Origin of the sequence: Mycolicibacterium iranicum (genome assembly GCF_014190915.1) — a bacterium.
GTDB classification, from domain to species: Bacteria; Actinomycetota; Actinomycetes; order Mycobacteriales; family Mycobacteriaceae; genus Mycobacterium; species Mycobacterium iranicum_B.
This window is the reverse complement of sequence record NZ_JACHVU010000012.1, coordinates 1-17,446: the sequence shown is the minus strand read 5'-3', so window position 1 is coordinate 17,446 and position 17,446 is coordinate 1. Positions and strand designations below refer to the sequence as shown.

The 17,446-nt window shown below is 69.2% G+C and carries 17 protein-coding genes and 1 rRNA gene; 3 read left to right on the top strand and 15 right to left on the bottom strand.

The window, feature by feature from the left end:
• Nucleotide 1: 1 nt before the first annotated feature.
• From scpB to FHR72_RS21345, 3 genes are read right to left on the bottom strand one after another with little or no spacing between them, the layout of a single operon-like run.
• Nucleotides 2–724, bottom strand: coding sequence for an SMC-Scp complex subunit ScpB (scpB, locus tag FHR72_RS21355; RefSeq protein WP_183471905.1), 723 nt, complete (start codon nucleotides 722–724; stop codon nucleotides 2–4).
• Nucleotides 725–731: 7 nt separating this feature from the next.
• Nucleotides 732–1,559, bottom strand: a complete 828-nt coding sequence (locus FHR72_RS21350) for a segregation/condensation protein A (protein ID WP_183471903.1) — start codon at nucleotides 1,557–1,559, stop codon at nucleotides 732–734.
• Nucleotides 1,556–2,425: a ParA family protein gene (locus FHR72_RS21345; protein WP_183471901.1), complete on the bottom strand. Its 870-nt coding sequence runs from the start codon at nucleotides 2,423–2,425 to the stop codon at nucleotides 1,556–1,558. The genes FHR72_RS21350 and FHR72_RS21345 overlap by 4 nt, the downstream gene beginning before the upstream one ends.
• 126 nt (nucleotides 2,426–2,551) lie before the next feature.
• Between FHR72_RS21345 and FHR72_RS21340 the strand changes: the two genes are divergently transcribed.
• Entirely contained in the window at nucleotides 2,552–3,298 is a 747-nt protein-coding gene (locus FHR72_RS21340) for an O-methyltransferase (RefSeq protein ID WP_183471899.1), read from the top strand.
• A 10-nt stretch (nucleotides 3,299–3,308) separates the two neighbouring features.
• Here the strand turns inward: FHR72_RS21340 and xerD are convergent, their stop codons facing one another.
• The 11 genes from xerD to FHR72_RS21285 form a co-directional block, all read right to left on the bottom strand.
• Nucleotides 3,309–4,262, bottom strand: coding sequence for a site-specific tyrosine recombinase XerD (gene xerD / locus FHR72_RS21335; RefSeq protein WP_183471897.1), 954 nt, complete (start codon nucleotides 4,260–4,262; stop codon nucleotides 3,309–3,311).
• Entirely contained in the window at nucleotides 4,259–4,894 is a 636-nt protein-coding gene (locus FHR72_RS21330) for an NUDIX domain-containing protein (protein WP_311736222.1), read from the bottom strand. Before FHR72_RS21330 ends, xerD begins: the two co-directional genes overlap by 4 nt.
• Nucleotides 4,887–6,629: a CTP synthase gene (locus FHR72_RS21325; protein ID WP_183472110.1), complete on the bottom strand. Its 1,743-nt coding sequence runs from the start codon at nucleotides 6,627–6,629 to the stop codon at nucleotides 4,887–4,889. Before FHR72_RS21325 ends, FHR72_RS21330 begins: the two co-directional genes overlap by 8 nt.
• Nucleotides 6,630–6,811: 182 nt before the next feature.
• The gene (locus tag FHR72_RS21320) at nucleotides 6,812–7,753 is read right to left on the bottom strand and encodes a copper transporter (protein WP_183471895.1); all 942 of its coding nucleotides are present in this window, start codon (nucleotides 7,751–7,753) and stop codon (nucleotides 6,812–6,814) included.
• Between the two features lie 10 nt (nucleotides 7,754–7,763).
• Nucleotides 7,764–8,948, bottom strand: coding sequence for a putative cytokinetic ring protein SteA (gene steA / locus FHR72_RS21315; protein WP_183471893.1), 1,185 nt, complete (start codon nucleotides 8,946–8,948; stop codon nucleotides 7,764–7,766).
• A 92-nt stretch (nucleotides 8,949–9,040) separates the two neighbouring features.
• Entirely contained in the window at nucleotides 9,041–10,828 is a 1,788-nt protein-coding gene (gene recN, locus FHR72_RS21310; RefSeq protein ID WP_183471891.1) for a DNA repair protein RecN, read from the bottom strand.
• Entirely contained in the window at nucleotides 10,828–11,760 is a 933-nt protein-coding gene (locus FHR72_RS21305; RefSeq protein WP_183471889.1) for an NAD kinase, read from the bottom strand. Before FHR72_RS21305 ends, recN begins: the two co-directional genes overlap by 1 nt.
• Nucleotides 11,757–12,563: a TlyA family RNA methyltransferase gene (locus FHR72_RS21300; RefSeq protein ID WP_183471887.1), complete on the bottom strand. Its 807-nt coding sequence runs from the start codon at nucleotides 12,561–12,563 to the stop codon at nucleotides 11,757–11,759. The genes FHR72_RS21305 and FHR72_RS21300 overlap by 4 nt, the downstream gene beginning before the upstream one ends.
• Nucleotides 12,564–12,568: 5 nt before the next feature.
• Nucleotides 12,569–12,724, bottom strand: coding sequence for a hypothetical protein (locus FHR72_RS21295; RefSeq protein WP_183471885.1), 156 nt, complete (start codon nucleotides 12,722–12,724; stop codon nucleotides 12,569–12,571).
• A 13-nt stretch (nucleotides 12,725–12,737) separates the two neighbouring features.
• Nucleotides 12,738–13,751, bottom strand: coding sequence for an HAD-IIA family hydrolase (locus tag FHR72_RS21290; protein ID WP_183471883.1), 1,014 nt, complete (start codon nucleotides 13,749–13,751; stop codon nucleotides 12,738–12,740).
• A 1-nt stretch (nucleotide 13,752) separates the two neighbouring features.
• Entirely contained in the window at nucleotides 13,753–14,583 is an 831-nt protein-coding gene (locus FHR72_RS21285) for a tetratricopeptide repeat protein (protein ID WP_183471881.1), read from the bottom strand.
• 87 nt (nucleotides 14,584–14,670) lie between these two features.
• On the opposite strand from FHR72_RS21285, the gene FHR72_RS21280 reads away from it, so the two are divergent.
• Nucleotides 14,671–15,333: a pyridoxamine 5'-phosphate oxidase family protein gene (locus FHR72_RS21280; RefSeq protein WP_183471879.1), complete on the top strand. Its 663-nt coding sequence runs from the start codon at nucleotides 14,671–14,673 to the stop codon at nucleotides 15,331–15,333.
• Entirely contained in the window at nucleotides 15,330–17,066 is a 1,737-nt protein-coding gene (locus FHR72_RS21275) for an MOSC domain-containing protein (RefSeq protein ID WP_183472108.1), read from the top strand. The genes FHR72_RS21280 and FHR72_RS21275 overlap by 4 nt, the downstream gene beginning before the upstream one ends.
• Before the next feature lie 111 nt (nucleotides 17,067–17,177).
• On the opposite strand, the gene rrf is transcribed toward FHR72_RS21275, so the two are convergent.
• A 5S ribosomal RNA gene (gene rrf, locus FHR72_RS21270) occupies nucleotides 17,178–17,290 on the bottom strand.
• Nucleotides 17,291–17,446 lie beyond the last annotated feature (156 nt).

The following is a 17,446-nucleotide window of genomic DNA, read 5'->3' as shown; positions in this document are numbered from 1 at the left end:
GTCAATCCCGATCCACGTCGATGGCCGCGGGCGCCTCAGGCGCCGCCGACCCGTTGAGTTTCATGAAACGCGGCTCTTCGCTGAGGGTTTCACTGAGGTCGTCGATGACGTCGACGTCGGGCAGCAGCGGCGCGATGTCCGGAAGGTCGGTCAGCGAGGTCAATCCGAGCCGCTCCAGGAACAGCTCGGTGGTCGAGAACGTCACCGCGCCCGAGTCGGGATCGGTGCCCGCCTCGGTGATCAGGCCCCGCGCCAGCAGGGTGCGCATCACCGCGTCGACGTTGACGCCGCGCACCGCGCTGACGCGCGCCCGGGTGACCGGCTGCCGGTACGCCACCACGGCCAGGGTCTCCAGGGCTGCGCGGGTCAGCTTCGACCGGGCGCCGTCCAGCAGGAGTTGCTCTACGAACGGCGCGTACCGGGCTCGCGTGTACATGCGCCACCCCCCGGCGGCCTCACGCAGATCGATGCCGCTGTCGCGCGCCGTCAACCCGGCGGCAAGGACGTGCAGCCTGTCGGCGATCCGAGACGCTGACTGCTGCGTGGCACTCGCCAATGTGTCGACCGTCACCGGGGTGTCGACGACCAGAAGCAGCGCTTCGAGGACGGAATCGAGTTCGGAGTCGTCGAGTTCGGGAGCGCCCGTATCGTCTGCGTCCTTGGCGGTCGGGTCGAACACGGTCGTCGGTTCAGACCCGGCATCCGTCGAAATGTCTTCTGTCATAGTCTTTCTATTCCGCGTCAGCGGTGGCCAACTGTTCGCTGTTCGGCCGCTCCCCGGTCCACGAGATCTGGAGCACCCCCAGCGGTTCTGGCTGCTCGAATGTTACCGCCCTGGCCCGGTACAACTCGAGGAGCGCCAGGAACCGTCCGACGATCTCCATCGGCATCTGGCAGTCGGCGACCAGGTCGGAGAACGACGCCCAGTGCCCGACCCCGCGCTGCTCGAGCAGCGAGATCAGGTTGGCGGCCTGCTCGGGCACTGACACCGACACCTGGTGCAGGTGATCCAGGCCGACCGACGGCACCGGCCGGGGCGTGAATGCGGCCGCGGCGATCTCGGCGAAGCGCGCGGCGTCGACACCCAGCATGACTTCGGGCAGCAGTTCGGCGTAGCGGTCCTCCAGCGACACCGCGCGCGGATAGCTGCGCATCGCCGCAGCCTCCAGTTCGGCGAACATCAGCGCGACGTGCTTGAACGCCCGGTACTGCAGCAGCCGGGCGAACAGCAGGTCCCGGACCTCCAGCAGCGCCAGGTCCTCCTCGTCGTGGATCTCGCCGGCGGGCAGCAGCCGGGCGGCCTTGAGGTCGAGCAGCGTCGCGGCCACCACCAGGAACGACGTCGTCTCGTCGAGACCGAGCTGCGGACCGATCTCCTTGGTGTAGGCGATGAACTCGTCGGTGACCCGGTGCAGCGCCACCTCGGTGACGTCGAGGCGGTGGGCGAAGATCAGCTGCAGCAACAGGTCGAACGGGCCCTCGAAGTTACTCAGCCGGACCTGGAAACCTACCTGGGCCGACGCCTCGTCGGGCTCCTCCGGGGTCGCATTCCCGCTCACGCGCCGAACCGGTGGATGACCTCACGCGCGAGCGCCCGATACGCCTCGGCGCCAGCCGATTTGGGCGCCCACGTGGTGATGGGTTCGCCGGCGACGCTGGTCTCGGGGAAGCGCACGGTCCGGGTCACCACCGTGTCGAAGACCAGATCGCCGAAACGCTCGACGACGCGGGCCATCACTTCGCGGGAGTTCACCGTGCGCGGGTCGTAGCGGGTGATGAGGATGCCGCTGATGCCGAGTTTCGGATTGAGCCGGTCGTGCACCTTCTCCACGGTGTCGGTCAGCAGCGCGAGGCCGCGCAGCGAGAAGAACTCGCACTCGGTCGGGATGATCACCCCGTCGCTGCACGCCAGGCCGTTGACGGTGAGCAGGCCCAGCGACGGCTGGCAGTCGATCAGCACATAGTCGTAGCGGTCCAGCACCGGATACAGCGCACGGGCCAGGGATTGCTCGCGGCCCACCTCGTTGACCAGCTGGATCTCCGCGGCCGACAGGTCGATGTTGCTGGGAACGAGGTCCAGCCCGGGCACCCGTGTGGTCAGGAGCACCTGGTCGATCGACACCCGCGGCTCCACCAGCAGGTTGTGCACGGTGTGCTCGAGCTCGTAGTGCGGCACGCCCAGACCCGCCGACAGCGCGCCCTGCGGGTCTAGGTCGACCAGCAGCACCCGTCGGCCGTATTCGGCCAGGCTGGCGCCCAGGTTGATCGTCGAGGTCGTCTTCCCGACGCCGCCCTTCTGGTTGCACATCGCGATGACCTTGGCCGGCCCGTGCGAATACCGTGGTGCCGGCTCGGGGATGCGGCGCGGGAGACGGCCGGTCAGGCCCGGTGTGGGCTCGGGGTCCACTGCCGTGTCGTCGGTCATGCCGGACCGTCGCTGGTCAGGCAACCTTCAGGCGTGGCGGACATCCGGGCAAGTTTAACGGTGTGTGACGCGCCCGTGAGGCAGACCCGCAGGCAACACGCCCGCAACCCTGCTTAGTCTGGCGGCATGGGCGACAGAAAACAGCCGGTGATGTGGTCCTGGGCTCGGCTCCTGGTCGGGATGCCGTCGTTCGTGCGCACCGGCCAGATCGGTGACGGCAGGGAAGCCGCCTGTGCGGCGCATGTCGAGGCGAACGTCGCGCCGGGTGATCTCGACGGGGTCCTCGACGCGATCGACGCGTTCGCCTACGAGAAGGCGACGCTGGTCAACATCGGCGACAGCAAGGGCCGGCTGCTCGACGCCGCGGTGACCCGCGCCGCGCCCGGCCTCGTGCTCGAGCTGGGCACCTACTGCGGCTACAGCGCGCTGCGCATCGCCCGGCAGGCCCCGTCCGCGCGGATCTGCTCGGTGGAGTTCTCGGCGGCCAATGCCGAGGTGGCACAACGTATCTGGCGACACGCCGGGGTTGCGGACCGGATCTCCTGCATCGTCGGCACCCTCGGCGACGGTGGCGTCACCCTCGACACCCTCGCCGACCACCACGGCTTCACCGACGGCTCGGTCGACCTGGTGTTCATCGATCACGACAAGCGGGCCTATCTGTCCGACCTGCGCAGCATCCTTCAGCGCCGGTGGCTGCACCGCGGTTCGATCGTGGTCGCCGACAACGTCGGCATCCCCGGCGCCCCCGCCTACCGGGCCTACCTGCGGGGCAACCAGGGACGGCTGTGGGACACCGTCGAGCACAGGGCCCACGTGGAGTATCAGTCCCTGCTGCCCGACCTGGTCCTGGAGTCGGAGTACCTCGGGTAGAACCCGGCGGTCAGCGGGCCCGCGGGTGGGCCCCCGCCCACACCTCGCGCAGCGCGTTGACGGTGACCATGGTGTAGATCTGCGTGGTCGTGACGGAGGCGTGTCCGAGCAGTTCCTGCACGACGCGCACGTCGGCGCCGCCGTCGAGCAGATGGGTCGCGAACGAGTGCCGCAGGACGTGCGGCGACACCGTCGCGGTGATCCCCGCGCGTTCCGCCGAATCCTGCAGCACCTGCCACGCGCTCTGCCGGGAGAGGCGGCCACCGCGGGCATTGAGGAAGATGGCGGGCGTCCCCCGGCCTCGACGGGCCAGGTCGGGCCGGCCGCGGACCAGGTAGGTGTCCAGGGCGCTCACCGCGGGGCGGCCGATCGGGATCAGCCGCTGCTTGCCGCCTTTGCCGCGCAGCAGGACAGATCGCGCCTGGGTGTCGACGTCGTCGACGTCGAGTCCGACCGCTTCGGAGATGCGGGCGCCGGTGGAATACAGCATTTCGAGCAGGGCACGGTTGCGCAGCGTCAAGGGTGAATCGGACTCACTGTCGCCGCCCGCGGCCTCCAGCAGCGCCAGCACCTCGTCCAGGCTCAGGCTCTTGGGCAGTCGGCGGCTGGGGGTGGGCGGCTTGACCTCACGGGCCACATCGAGCGCGGCGATTCCCTCGGCGGCGGCGAACTTGTGCAGCCCACGCACGGCGATCAGCGCCCTGGCCGCCGACACCGCGGACAGTGGCGCCACCCCGTTGTCGGGATCGCCACGGCGCAGCGACACCAGGAACTCGCTGACGTCGGCCTCGGCCACTCCGGCGAGGTCGCCGACCCCACGCGCCGCCAGATGGTCGGCATAGCGGCGCAGATCGCGTCGGTAGGAGCTCAACGTGTTGGCCGCGACCCCGCGTTCGATGGCGAGGTGGTCGAGGTAGCCCTGGAACTGGTCGTCCAGTGCTGTCGATCCGACTCCCGCCGTCACAGATGTCCCTTGCGGCGGGCGAGCGCCTGCGGTCGGTCCGTCCAGGGGGCGTCGACCGGCCGCAGGGAGTCCGGGTGGGGCATTGCATGTGCGGCGAGGATGCCTGCCACCGAGATCGAGTTGCAGATCTCGCCGGAGTACACCTTCGCGACGGCATCGGACAGCGCGAAGCGTCGCACCGTCAGGTCGGCTTCCTCGTCGTGCGCCTCCGGTCGCTCCACCTCGGTCAGGCCGGTGGCCAGGAACACCCGCACGCTCTCGTCGCAGAAGCCGGGGGCCGAATCGAGATCGACCAGCGTCCGCCAGGACTCCGCAGCGAGCCCGACCTCCTCGACCAGCTCCCGGGCCGCCGACACGTGGGGCTCCTCACCCCCGAAATCCAGCAGCCCGGCCGGCAGTTCCCACAGCCGCCTGCCGAACGGGTGGCGGTACTGGTGGATGAGGACGATGCGACCCTCGTCGTCGAGGGCGACCACCGCGACCGCGCCGAAGTGCTCCACCACCTCGCGCCGGGCCGTGCCGCCGCCCGGCATGCGCACCACGTCGGCGCGCAGCGCCAGGATGTTGCCGACGTAGACCGTCTCCGAATCGGCGATCGAGAACTCGTGACTGCCCGGATCGTCCTCAGCCACGGGCCGGGGCGTCCTGCAACGCGTGCTCGGCCCCGTTGGCCTTCAGTTCGTGTTCGGGCATCTCGACGGGCAACCGTTCGCCGTTGTTGTACTCGACCGCGGCCCCGATGAACGCCACGAACAGCGGATGCGGTCGGGTGGGCCTGCTCTTGAGCTCGGGGTGGGCCTGGGTGCCGACGAGGAACGGGTGCACGTCGGCCGGGTACTCGACGAACTCGACGAGGTGGCCGTCGGGCGAGGTTCCCGAGAACTGCAGTCCACTCTCGGCGATCTGCTCGCGGTAGGCGTTGTTCACCTCGTAGCGGTGCCGGTGCCGCTCGGACACCTCGGTCGCCTCATAGGCCTTGGAAACCAACGAATTCTTCTGCAGGACAGCCGGATACGCGCCGAGCCGCATCGTGCCTCCGAGGTCGGCCTCGCCTGCGACCGCGTCACGCTGGTCGGCCATCGTCGAGATCACCGGATCCGGGGTGTCCGGATCGAACTCCGCGGAACTGGCTTCGGTCAGACCGACCGACCGGGCGGCCTCGATCACGATGCACTGCAGACCCAGGCACAGCCCGAGCACCGGCAGCCCCCGCTTGCGCGCGTAGCGGATCGCGCCGACCTTGCCCTCGATCCCACGGATGCCGAAACCACCGGGGATCAGCACACCGTCGACGTCGGCCAGTGCGGTCGAGGCACCGATGTCGGTCTCGCAGTCGTCGGACGGAATCCAGCGGATCTCGACCTTCGCGTGATGGGCGAAGCCGCCCGCCCGCAGCGCCTCGGCCACCGACAGGTACGCATCGGAGAGGTCGATGTACTTGCCCACCAGGGCGATTCGGACCGACTCCCGAGGCTCGTGCACGCGGTGGAGCAGATCGTTCCACTGGGTCCAGTCGACGTCGCGGAACGGGAGATTGAGCCGGCGCACGACGTAGGCGTCGAGTTCCTCGCGGTGCAGCACCTTCGGGATGTCGTAGATCGACGGGGCGTCGGGGGTCGAGATCACGCCGTCGATGTCGACGTCACACATCAGTGCGATCTTGTTCTTCAGCGGCTCGGGAACGTCGCGGTCGCAGCGCAGGATCAGCGCGTCGGGCTGGATACCGATGCTGCGCAGCGCGGCCACCGAGTGCTGGGTCGGCTTGGTCTTGAGCTCACCGGAGGGCGCCATGAAGGGCACCAGCGAGCAGTGCAGGAAGAAGCAGTTCTCACGGCCGACCTCGTGGCGAACCTGGCGGGCGGCCTCCAGGAACGGCAGCGACTCGATGTCGCCGACGGTGCCGCCGACCTCGGTGATGACGACGTCGGGCCGGTTGCCGTCCTCGTCGGGTTCGGCCATCTCCAGGACGCGCCGTTTGATCTCGTCGGTGATGTGCGGGATCACCTGGACGGTGTCGCCGAGGTACTCACCTCGCCGCTCCTTGGCGATCACCGACGAATAGACCTGTCCGGTGGTCACATTGGCCGACCCCGACAGGTTGCGGTCGAGGAAGCGTTCGTAGTGGCCCACGTCGAGATCGGTCTCGGCGCCGTCCTCGGTCACGAACACCTCGCCGTGCTGGAACGGGTTCATCGTGCCCGGGTCGACATTGAGGTACGGGTCGAGCTTCTGCATGGTCACCTGCAGGCCGCGTGCGGTCAGGAGCTGACCGAGGCTGGACGCCGTGAGCCCCTTGCCGAGCGACGACACCACGCCACCGGTGACGAAGAGGTGTTTGGTGGCCGTTTGCGGGTGCTTGCGTAACAGCCTCGTTTGGCCAGGCAAGTAATACCTCCGTGATGACCGGGCAGGGCTTCGTTCGGTCGGGCCTTCCACGTGCTCTCGGGCCCAGGTTGGGGCCTGCCGACCCACGGAATCTCACCCTAACACCAGCGCCGACACCGTGTCTCCGGCGCGCCGCAGCGTGGGGAAACCGATCGGCTCCGAGGTCACTGCCCGACGGTGACCGCCGTTGCTCCCGGGCCGATGCCGAACTGGCCGGGCCCGGCGCCGTTGACGAGCGCGCTGAGGGCAAGGATCGACGTGATGCGTCCGGATTCGCTGCCGACGTCGTCGACGGTGCTCACGGCGTTCTTCAGCGCGGCGTCGGAGCGGGTGACAGCCACCGCGGAGGTGCCGGTGGCCGAACCGTCACGTCCGACCAGGACGGTGCCGGAGCCGTGCGGGGCGAGGCCGGAGGCAAATCGCGCGACGGTGGCACCCTGGTTGCCGGCGTCGTCGCCGAGGGGTCCGCCGGTGACCACGAGTGCGGTGTCGGCCGCGCCGATGCGGTCGGCGCCGTAGGTCAGGAAACCGGTGTCGCGCAGCGCGGCCAGCACGGTGCCGCGCTGGACGTCGTCGACCGGGGGCACCTTCGGATCCCTGTTGATCAGCACCGAGATACCCAGCAGGTCGCCGGCCTGGGAACCCTGGTCCACCGTGGTGGTGCTCAACTGGGCCCCTGCCGGGACGATGGGCGAGTTCACGACGGACAGCAGTTTCTCGGCCGAGTTCGCGTCGACGAACTCCTGGGTGAGGCCGATGGTGCCGGTGACGGTGGCGCCCGCGGCGGACACCAGACGCGTCAGCGCCTCGACGTCGTCGTCGGCGGCGTCCGGAGTGCGGAAGACGATCACCGACTTCTCGGCCAGCGTGTCCTGCAGGATGCGCGGCGCCATCTGGGCATCGAAGTCCCCTGCGGCACTGAGCTTCTCGTTGAGAGCGTTGCGATCGTCGGTCAGCGTGTCGATCTGTTGCTGCATCTCCTGCTTGTCGTCACGCAGGCCGGACAGCACCGTGTTGGACAGCATCCCCGACCCCAGGGCCACACCGATGGCCAGGGCCAGGAACACTGCAGCGAGCGAGATGGCATGCGAGCGCAGCGAGATCACCGTCAGTCCTTTACGAGACGAGGCCCTGGACCCAGAGCAGGAATTGATTCCAGTACTGCGAGACCCACTCCAGTACCGCGGCGTCGGCGCGCGACACCCACAGCGCGGCGATCACCGCGATGAGCATCGCGAGCACGAGCAGCGCGATGGCACCGCCGGAGACGCGGCTGCGGTACAGCGTCGCAACGGCTTTCGCGTCGACGAGCTTCTCCCCGACCTTCATCCGGGTCAGGAATGTCGACGGGTTGCTCTGCTGGCGGGTGCGATCGAAGAACTCCTCGATGCTTGCCGTGTGGCCGACGCTGACGATCAGCGACGCGCCGTGGTGGTCGCAGAGCAGCAGCGCGAGGTCGGCAGCCGAACCCGCGGCGGGGAACGTCATCGCCCCTACCCCGAGGTCCTGGATGCGCTCCAGTCCTGCGGCATGCCCGTCGGCGTCGGCGGGCAGCACGACCTGTGCACCGCAGCGCAACACCTCGGTGCTGATCTTGTCCGGGTCCCCGACGATCAGGGCCGGCCGGTAGCCGGCCTTGCGCAGGATGTCGGCGCCGGTGCCGACGCCGACCAGGACCGGCTGATACTCCTTGATGAACGGCTTGAGGGCCTTCAGATCGGCGGCCGCGTTGTCCTCCTCGGCCACGATCACCACATGGCGCCGGTTCATGTCGACGTCGATGTCAGGGATGCCGATGCCGTCGATCAGCAGCGGGCTCTCGCTGCGGATGAACTCGATCGTGTTTCCGGCGAAGGCCTCGAGGTGGGCGACCAACCCGCCCTTGGCTTCCTGCATCAGCTCGTGGATGTCGGCGTCGGTGCGCTCGGTGCCCAGAACCAGCCGGCGATCGCCGGAGTACACGCCGCCCTCGTTGAGGCGGATGCGGGCGCCGTCCTTGACCTTCTTGAAGACCTCGGGACCCGTCTCGTCGACCAGCGCGATGCCGTTGGCCACCAGCACCTCGGGCCCGAGGTTCGGGTAGCGACCCGAGATCGAGGGCGACGCGTTGACGACAGCAGCCACGTTCGCCTCGACGAGAGCGTCGGCGGTGACACGGTCGAGGTCGAGGGCGTCGAGGACGACGATGTCGCCGGGCGTGACGCGTCTGAGCAGACGATCGATGTCGCGGTCCACGCGGGCGGTGCCGGTGATACCTGGCCGTGAGCTGGCATTACGAGACAGCAGCGCTGACATCTTCATGCGCCGATTCTGGACAGCCCACACCGCAATCCGTCGGAGGCGCGCCGTAACACCAGCCTCAGAAGTTATCTACTTTCACATCTGTCACACCGTCAGGACGGGTCGTGACGATCCTTGCGGGCCGCATCCAACAGCTCCCGGGCGTGCGCACGACCGCTGTCCGATTCGCCCAGCCCCGCCAACATCCTGGCCAGCTCGGCGACGCGGTCCTCCTCGTCGAGCCGGCGCACACCGCTGGATTTCGCGCGGGTCCGCGTGCTGTCGTCGCGGGCGGCCACACCCTCGACGACCAGGTGCGCATCGGCATAGGCCGCCACCTGCGGGAGGTGGGTGACCACGATGACCTGGTGGGTGCGGGCCAGCCTGGCCAGCCGCCGACCGATCTGCACGGCTGCCCTGCCGCCGACGCCCGCGTCGACCTCGTCGAACACCATCGTCGTGCCTTCCGAGGAGGCCGACAGGACGACCTCGAGCGCGAGCATGACCCGGGACAGTTCACCGCCGGACGCACTCTTGTTCAACGGCAGCAGATCCGAGCCACCGTGCGCGGCGAAGCCGAATTCGACGGCGTCGACACCGTCGCGTCCGGCATGCACGACGGTGCCCGGCGACAGGGTCAGCGGCGCGGCATCGTCGGCACGGGCGGCCAACGGCGTGACCGAGATCGCGAACTGCGCCCCGGACATCGCCAGTCCCGACAGTTCTGTGGTGACCGCTTTGGACAGTCCCTTGGCGGCCTTCACCCGCGCCTTGGTCACGTCCTGCGCCGCCGCGGCGACCTTGGCCTCCAGCTCGTCGACCCGTTTCTGCAACTCCGACAACGCTTCTTCGGAGACGTCGAGCTGCGACAGGCGATCGCGCGCGTCCGCGGCCCAGGCGAGCACGCCGTCGATGTCGGCGGCGTACTTGCGCGTCAGCGTCCGCAGTTCGGCCTGGCGCGCCAGCTTCGATTCCAAAGTGCTGGCGTCGCTGGGCAATTCGGACAGGAAATGGCCCAGCTCGCCGGACACGTCGACGACGACGGCCAGCGCTGCCCCCAGCTGCTCGGCCAGAGCCTTGAGCGGGGCGTCGTCGGTGTTCTCCAGCGCTGCGCGGGCCTGGCCCACGGCGGTCGCCGCCGAGAAACCGTCGGTCCCGGCGTCGTCGCCGTCCCCGGCCAGCGCGGCGCGCGCCGTCTGCACCGCTTCGCGTAGCGCGTCGAGTTCGGAGAGCCGGCGGATGTCGGCGACGAGGGCCTCGTCCTCCCCCGGCTCCGGCGATGCCACCTCGATCTCGTTGAGCGCGAACTGCAGCCGGTCGGCCTCCTGCGCGAGCTCCCTGGCCCGGCGCCGGCGGTCCTCCAGATCGCCTCGAGCCTCCAGCCACGCGTCGCGCGCCGAGCGGTAGCGCTGCAACCGGCCGGTCACGTCGGCGAAGCGGTCGAGTGCCCCGCGCTGCTCGTCGGGTCGCATCAGGCGCAGCTGGTCGTTCTGCCCGTGCAGGGTGAGCAACTCGTTGGTGAAACCACTCAGCGATTTGGCGGGCACGCTGCGCCCACCCAGGTAGGCCCGGGACGGCCCGTCGCGGCTGACCGAGCGCGCCGCGATGATGCTGCCGTCATCGTCGCGCTCGGCACCCGAGGAATCGAGGATCTCGTCCACCAGCGCGGCGACCTCGTCGCCGACGTCCTTGGTCGTGAAGCGGCCTTCGACCACCGCGCGGTCGGCGCCTGAACGCACCTTCGTCGCGTCGGCGCGCGCCCCGCCGAGCAGGTGCAGGCCGGTGACGACCATCGTCTTGCCCGCGCCGGTCTCACCGGTCAGCACGGTCAGACCGCCGTCGAACTCGGCGGTCGCGGCACTGATGGCGCCCAGCGCCTCGATGCGGATCTCAGCTAGCACTACTGACCGCGCCACCCCGTGACCGGCAACCGGAATTTGCGCACCAGGCGGTCGGTGAACGGCGCACTGTCGAGCCTGACCCATTTCAGCGGGGTTCCGCACCGGGTCACTTCGAGTCGCCCGCCCGCCGGAACGACCATCTCGCGCCTGCCGTCGCAGAACACCAGCGCGTCATGCCCGGTGCCCTCGATCTCGATCGCGATGGAGGCCTCCGGGCTGGTCACCATCGGGCGGGCGAACAGCGCGTGGGCATTGTTGGGTACGACGATGATCGCCTCGAGATCGGGCCAGAGCACCGGTCCACCCGCGGAGAATGCGTAGGCGGTGGATCCCGTCGGCGTCGAGACGAGCACGCCGTCGCACCCGAAGGACGACACGGGCCTGCCGTCCACCTCGACGACCACGCCGAGCACGCCGAGCCGGGGCCCCTTCTCCAGACTCGCCTCGTTGAGCGCCCAGCCATGGTCGAGGACGTCGCCGCCGGCGCGCACCTTGACGTCGAGCGTCATCCGCTCCTCGACGCGGTAGTCGCGGCGCACGATGTGGTCGAGCACGATGTCGATGGCCTCGGCCTCGGCTTCGGCGAGGAAGCCGATCTTGCCGAGGTTCACCCCCAGCACCGGGATCTCGACGTTGCGCGCCAGTTCCGCGGCCCGCAGGAATGTGCCGTCCCCGCCCAGCACCAGAACGAGCTCGCAGCGTTCGGCGGCCCGCTCCTCGGCGTCGACGGTCTCGATGTCCACTCCGAGCGCCCGCATGTCGTCGGGCGCCAGCTGGACCGGCCCCCGATCGACCGCCTCGGCGGAGAGGAGTCGCAGCCCGATGCCGTGGTCGGCGAGCACCTTCTCCACCCGGCGGGCAACTTCCGTCGCCTCCGCACGTCCGGTGTGCACGACCAGCAGGATGGTGCGCTCCGGCGAAGTCTCAGTCATTGCGGCCCTTCTTCCACAGCCCGGTGGACTGCAGCCTTGAGTTCGTCGGACGGCTTCACGTCTGCGTCGGCCCGCAGATGCAGGAAATACTCGACGTTGCCCGCCGGCCCCGGCAGCGGGCTGGCTGTCACCGCCACCGCGTGCCAGTGCAGTTCGGCCGCCCGGCGCGCCACCGACAGCACCGCGTCGGCCCGCAGGAGCGGATCCGAGACCACTCCTCCGGCGCCGACCCGGTCCTTGCCGACCTCGAACTGCGGCTTCACCATGGGAACGATATCGGCGTGGTGCGACGCGCAGGCGGTCAGTGCGGGCAGCACGGTGGCCAGCGAGATGAACGACAGGTCCGCCACGACGAGGTCGACCGGGCCGCCGATGGCGTCGGCGGTGAGGTCACGGACGTTGGTGCGTTCCCGGACGATCACGCGGGGGTCGGTGCGCACGGGCCAGGCCAGCTGGCCGTAGCCGACGTCCACGGCGACGACTTCGCGCACGCCCCGGTCCAGCAGTACCTGGGTGAACCCGCCGGTCGACGCGCCCGCGTCCAGGCAGCGGCGGTCGGCGACGGCGAGCCCGAACGCGTCCAGGGCGCCGATCAGTTTGTGGGCGCCCCGCGACACCCAGGAATCTTCCTCCCCGCCGTCGACCGTCAGGTTGGCGGTGACCGCGACAGCGGTGGCGGGTTTGACGGCGGGCATTCCGTCGACGCGGACCCGCCCGGCGCCGATGAGTTCGGCCGCCTGCTGGCGTGACCGGGCCAGACCCCTGCGTACCAGCTCGGCGTCCACACGTGCGCGACGCGTCACGCGGATCAGCCTTTCTCGACGGATTCCAGCGCGCGCACCAGCAGATCGTGCGCCTCCTCGAGGCGCGCCGCCACGGAGTCCAGGTCTGACGCCGACAGCTCGACGCGTTCGCCGACGAGCTCGACGATCTGCGCGTGGATCTGGTCGGGATCGTTACTCATGTCGGGGTTCACGCTAGTCGATGGGGGTGGACTGCAGGGACCAGCGCTGGACGGCCTGTCGCGCTGCGTCGTCACCCCCGACGACGGGGCAACGGTCTGTTCCGGCCTCCCACACCGCGGCGGCCACCGCCCGGACCATCGCGAGCGAATCGCCCGGGTCCGAGCCTGTGGCGGTGACGGTGACTGCCGAGCCGCCCAGCTCGACCTGCCAGCCCGCATGGGCCTGGATGCGCAGCTCGTCGGCGTCGTGCGCGGTCAGGGCGCGCAGGTCCTCGGCGAGGAAATCGGGTCGCTGGCCGGGCTCGGCCCAGATCGCGTCCTCGGCGGAGTTCACCCCGCACAGCACCATCAGGCTGGGCAGTTCGGCGGCGTTGGCCCCGGCGATGTCGGTGTCGAGCCGGTCCCCGACCACCAGTGGGGTGTCGAAGTCCCCGCGTGACAGCGCATCCGATATCAGCGCCGGCGCAGGCTTCCCCGCGACCTGGGGTTCGGTGTCGGTCGCGGTACGCAGCGCGGCGACCATCGACCCGTTGCCGGGCAGCAGGCCGCGCTCGGACGGCAACGTCTTGTCGACGTTGGCCGCGATCCACAGCGCGCCGGCGCGGATGGCGAGCGCCGCCTCGGCGAGGTTCTGCCACCCCGTCTCGGGGTTGTGGCCCTGCACGACGGCCACGGGGTTCTGCGACCATTCCCGCACGGGGTCCAGACCGACGTCGCGCACCTCGTTCGCCAGCGATTCGGTGCCGATGACGAGCACCTTGGCGCCGGGTCGCAGCTGTTCGGCGAGAAGCCGGGCCGCGCTCTGGGCGCTGGTGACCACGTCCTGCGCGGCGGCCGAGAAGCCGAGGTCGCAGAGATGGTCGGCGACCTGTCCGGCGTCGCGAGAGGCGTTGTTGGTGACGAACAGGACCCGCGACTCGATCGCTGCGAGCGTCTCGACAGCGCCCTCGGTCGGCTCGTGCCCGCGAAACACCGTGCCGTCGAGATCGAGCAGCAGACAGTCGTGGTGCTGCGCAAGGGTTCCCACGTCAGGAAAGCTCCGTGATCCGCTCTTCGGCATCGGTGACGCCCTCCACGTCGGCTTCGGCGGTATGCAGGAACCACTGCAGCGCCTCGTCTGTCCTGCCCAGTGCGAGAAGGGTTTCGGCGTAGGCGTAGAACAGTCGTGCCGCCGTCTGACCCTTCCGGGCCGGATCGAGGGTGGGGTTCGACAGCACCGCGAGTGCCTGCTCGTGCTGACCCAGATCGGAGCGCGCTCCGGCGACAACGATGCGCAGTTCATCGGCGTCGTCGCCGGTCAGCGCCTCGGCTTCCGGCGAGCGTGCGAGCTCGATCGCGCGCTCCGGGCGGCCCACGCCGCGTTCACAGTCGGCGATGAGAGCCAGAAGCGGTGAGCGGCTGCCCATCCGGCGTGCCGCGCGCAACTCCGACAGCGCCTGCGCCCAGTCACCGCACTGATAGGCCGCGATGCCGACGGCCTCGCGCACCGCGGCGATGCGTCCGGACCGTGCGCGGGCGGCCCGGGCGTGTTCCAGCGCGGCTTGAGGATCTTCGTCGAGAAGCTCTCCGGCGGCGACGAGGTGGCGGGCCACCGCGTCGGCGGTGGCACGGTCGAGTGTGGTCAGTTCGCCGCGGATCTCCGGTGCGAGCTGTTTGGCCTCGACACCGGGCGGGATCGCCGGCCCGTTCGCACGCGCATCCGCGCCGTCGGGCCTCGGCTGCGCAGTGCGCGCACGATGCGGCCCGGAGGCACGCGGGGCCGACCGCTGATCACGGCGGGGGCGCTGTCTGCTGTCGTTCGAGGCGCGGCTGGGTCGACGTTCGCCGCGGCCGCCCTGACTGTCTTGGGGCACGGCCATGAGGATACGGCCATTCGCCGACGCGACGGGGGTCGGCTCCGCGACAATCACGGCACCCACTTCGCCACCCGATTGCATGGGGGATCCGTGAGCAGACACTATCCGGCGATCGGCTTCACCGATGCCGTCGAGCGGGTCCAACACAACCACGGCAGCGATACGTTCTACGGCAGGAAGCGCCGGATGGCGCAGTCCGAGGAGGGTCCGGACGCGCTCACCGACGCGGAGAAGGACTTTCTCGCCGATCGGGACGGCTTCTACCTGAGCACCGTCAGCGAGACCGGGTGGCCGTACGTTCAATTCCGAGGCGGCCCACCGGGTTTCGTGCGAGTTCTCGACGACCACACCATCGCCTGGGCCGACTTCCGGGGCAATCTGCAGTACATCAGCGTCGGCAATCTCGGCGGCGACGACAGGGTTGCTCTGATCGCCCTGGACTATCCCCGCGGCGCCCGGCTCAAGCTGTTCGGGCATGCGACGGTGGTCAGCGCCGAGGAAAATCCCGAGCTGATGCGAAAACTGGTCGACCCCACCTACGACGCCGTCGTGGAGCGTGCTGTCGTGGTGACGGTGGTGGCCTACGACTGGAACTGCCCTCAGCACATCCCACAGCGGTACACGCTCGCCGAACTGGAGCCTGCGTTGAAGGCACACAACGACAGCCTCAAAGCACTCGAGGCGGAAAACGCCGTGCTCCGTGCCCAACTCGCCGATTGCGCCGAGTTGATCCCGGCGGGGAGGCAGCCATAGCCGCGGTGGTGTCGGTCAACGTCGGCATGCCGCGCGACGTCGACTGGCACGGATGCGTGGTGCACACGGGGGCGTGGAAGACCCCGGTCGCGGGGCCGACCATGGTGCGCCGTATGAATCTCGACAGAGACGGCCAGGGCGATCTCGGCGGCCACGGCGGGGAGATCCGCGCCGTGCTCGTGTACCAGACGGACTCCTACCGGCACTGGGCCGCAGAGCTCGGCCGCGACGATCTCGCCCCCGGCGCATTCGGGGAGAACCTCACCGTCGACGGTCTGCCCGACGATGAGGTGTGCATCGGCGATCGCTACCGCATCGGCGACGTGGTCCTCGAGGTGACGCAGCCGCGGGTCACCTGCTACCGGGTGGGACTGCGTCTCGGTGAGCCTCGGATGGCCGCCCTGCTGGTGAGCCATCGCAGACCCGGCTTCTACTGTCGCGTGCTGCAGGAGGGTGAGGTCGAACCCGGGCAGGAGATCGTCAAGGTCGGCGACGGACCCGAACGCGTCTCCGTTGCGGAGATCGACGCGTTGCTCTACCTGCCCGGGCATCCGCGCGACCGCCTCGAGAGCGCTCTGCGGATTCCCGCCCTGAGCCCCGGATGGCAGGGTTCCCTGCGGAGCCTGCTCGAACAGAGTGAGAGCGGGGCGTCGGGTAACACCGGCCTGACCGGTGCCGCAGCCGATCCGCCCGCGTGGCGGGGCTTCCGGCCGCTGCAGGTGGTCGACGTGCACACCGAAACCCCGGGCATCACGTCGTTCACCCTCGCCGACCCCGACGGACAGCCGCTCCCGCCGCGGCGGGCCGGTCAGTCGATCACGGTGCGCGTCACCGTGCCGGGTTCCGCCCCGGTCGTCCGCAACTACTCGTTGTCGAACGGACCCTCTTCGGACGTTTACCGGATCTCGGTCAAGCGGGAACCGCACGGCGTGGCGAGCGCTTACCTGCATGAACAGGTGAAGGTTCACGGCGTTCTCGAGACGGCAGCCCCACGAGGAGAATTCACGCTCGTCGACGGGGACGGACCGGTCGTTTTAGTCTCGGCCGGCGTCGGGGTGACGCCGGTGCTGTCGATGCTGCACCGGCTCGCCGAGACCGGCTCGCACCGGCCCGTATGGTGGCTGCACAGCACACGTAGCCACGCCGAGCACGCCCTCGCCGAGGAGGCGGCCCGGCTGATGGACCTCCTGCCCCGCGGTCGCACGGAGATCTTCTACAGCCGACCCTCAGGCCCCGGCGAGGTCGGTCGGCGGCTGGATCAGACCGCCCTCGACGCGCTACGCCTCCCCGTCGACGCGGACGCCTACGTGTGCGGACCCACGGGCTTCATGGCGGACATGACGGCCGCGCTGACCGACTATGGCTTGCAGCCCAACAGAATTCATTCGGAGACGTTCGGCGCGCGAGCCGGGATCAATCCCGGGGTCGTGGGGTCCGTCGCGGCCACGCCCCACCTGCCGCCTGGCGAACCCGGCCCGGGTCCTGAGGTGCAGTTCGCCCGGTCCGGGGTGTCTGCGCCGTGGGACGGCGCCTATTCCAGCGTGTTGGAGTTCGCGGAAGCCTGCGATGTGCCGACTCGCTGGTCGTGTAGGACCGGCGTCTGCCACACGTGCGAGACCGCCGTGCTCTCCGGCACCGTGTCCTACCCGCTGGAGCCGCTGGAACCGCCGACCGACGGCACTGCACTGCTCTGTATCGCGACGCCGGCGGATGCCGTCGTATTCGACCTGTAGAAATCCGCACGATTCAGCGGAATTCCCGTGCGAATATCCGCCCGAAATGGATATTAAAAAAATGCAAATGAAATCGCCCCCCACGCAAGGTGGGGGGCGATTCCAATGTGTGTTCGGCGGTGTCCTACTTTTCCACCCGGGTGGGTAGTATCATCGGCGCTGGTAGGCTTAGCTTCCGGGTTCGGGATGGGTCCGGGCGTTTCCCTGCCGCTATTACCGCCGTAACTTTATTCACTCGTTTTTGAGTGTCCCCGTGGTGTGGGGGGAAATCTTTGGGTGTCCCTGTGTTTTTTGGTGGTGGGGTGTGTCTCGGACTTGTGGGTCCGGGGTGTGTTTGTGGTTGTGGTGTGGTTGCGAGGTTTTGTTGTTGTTGTAAGTTT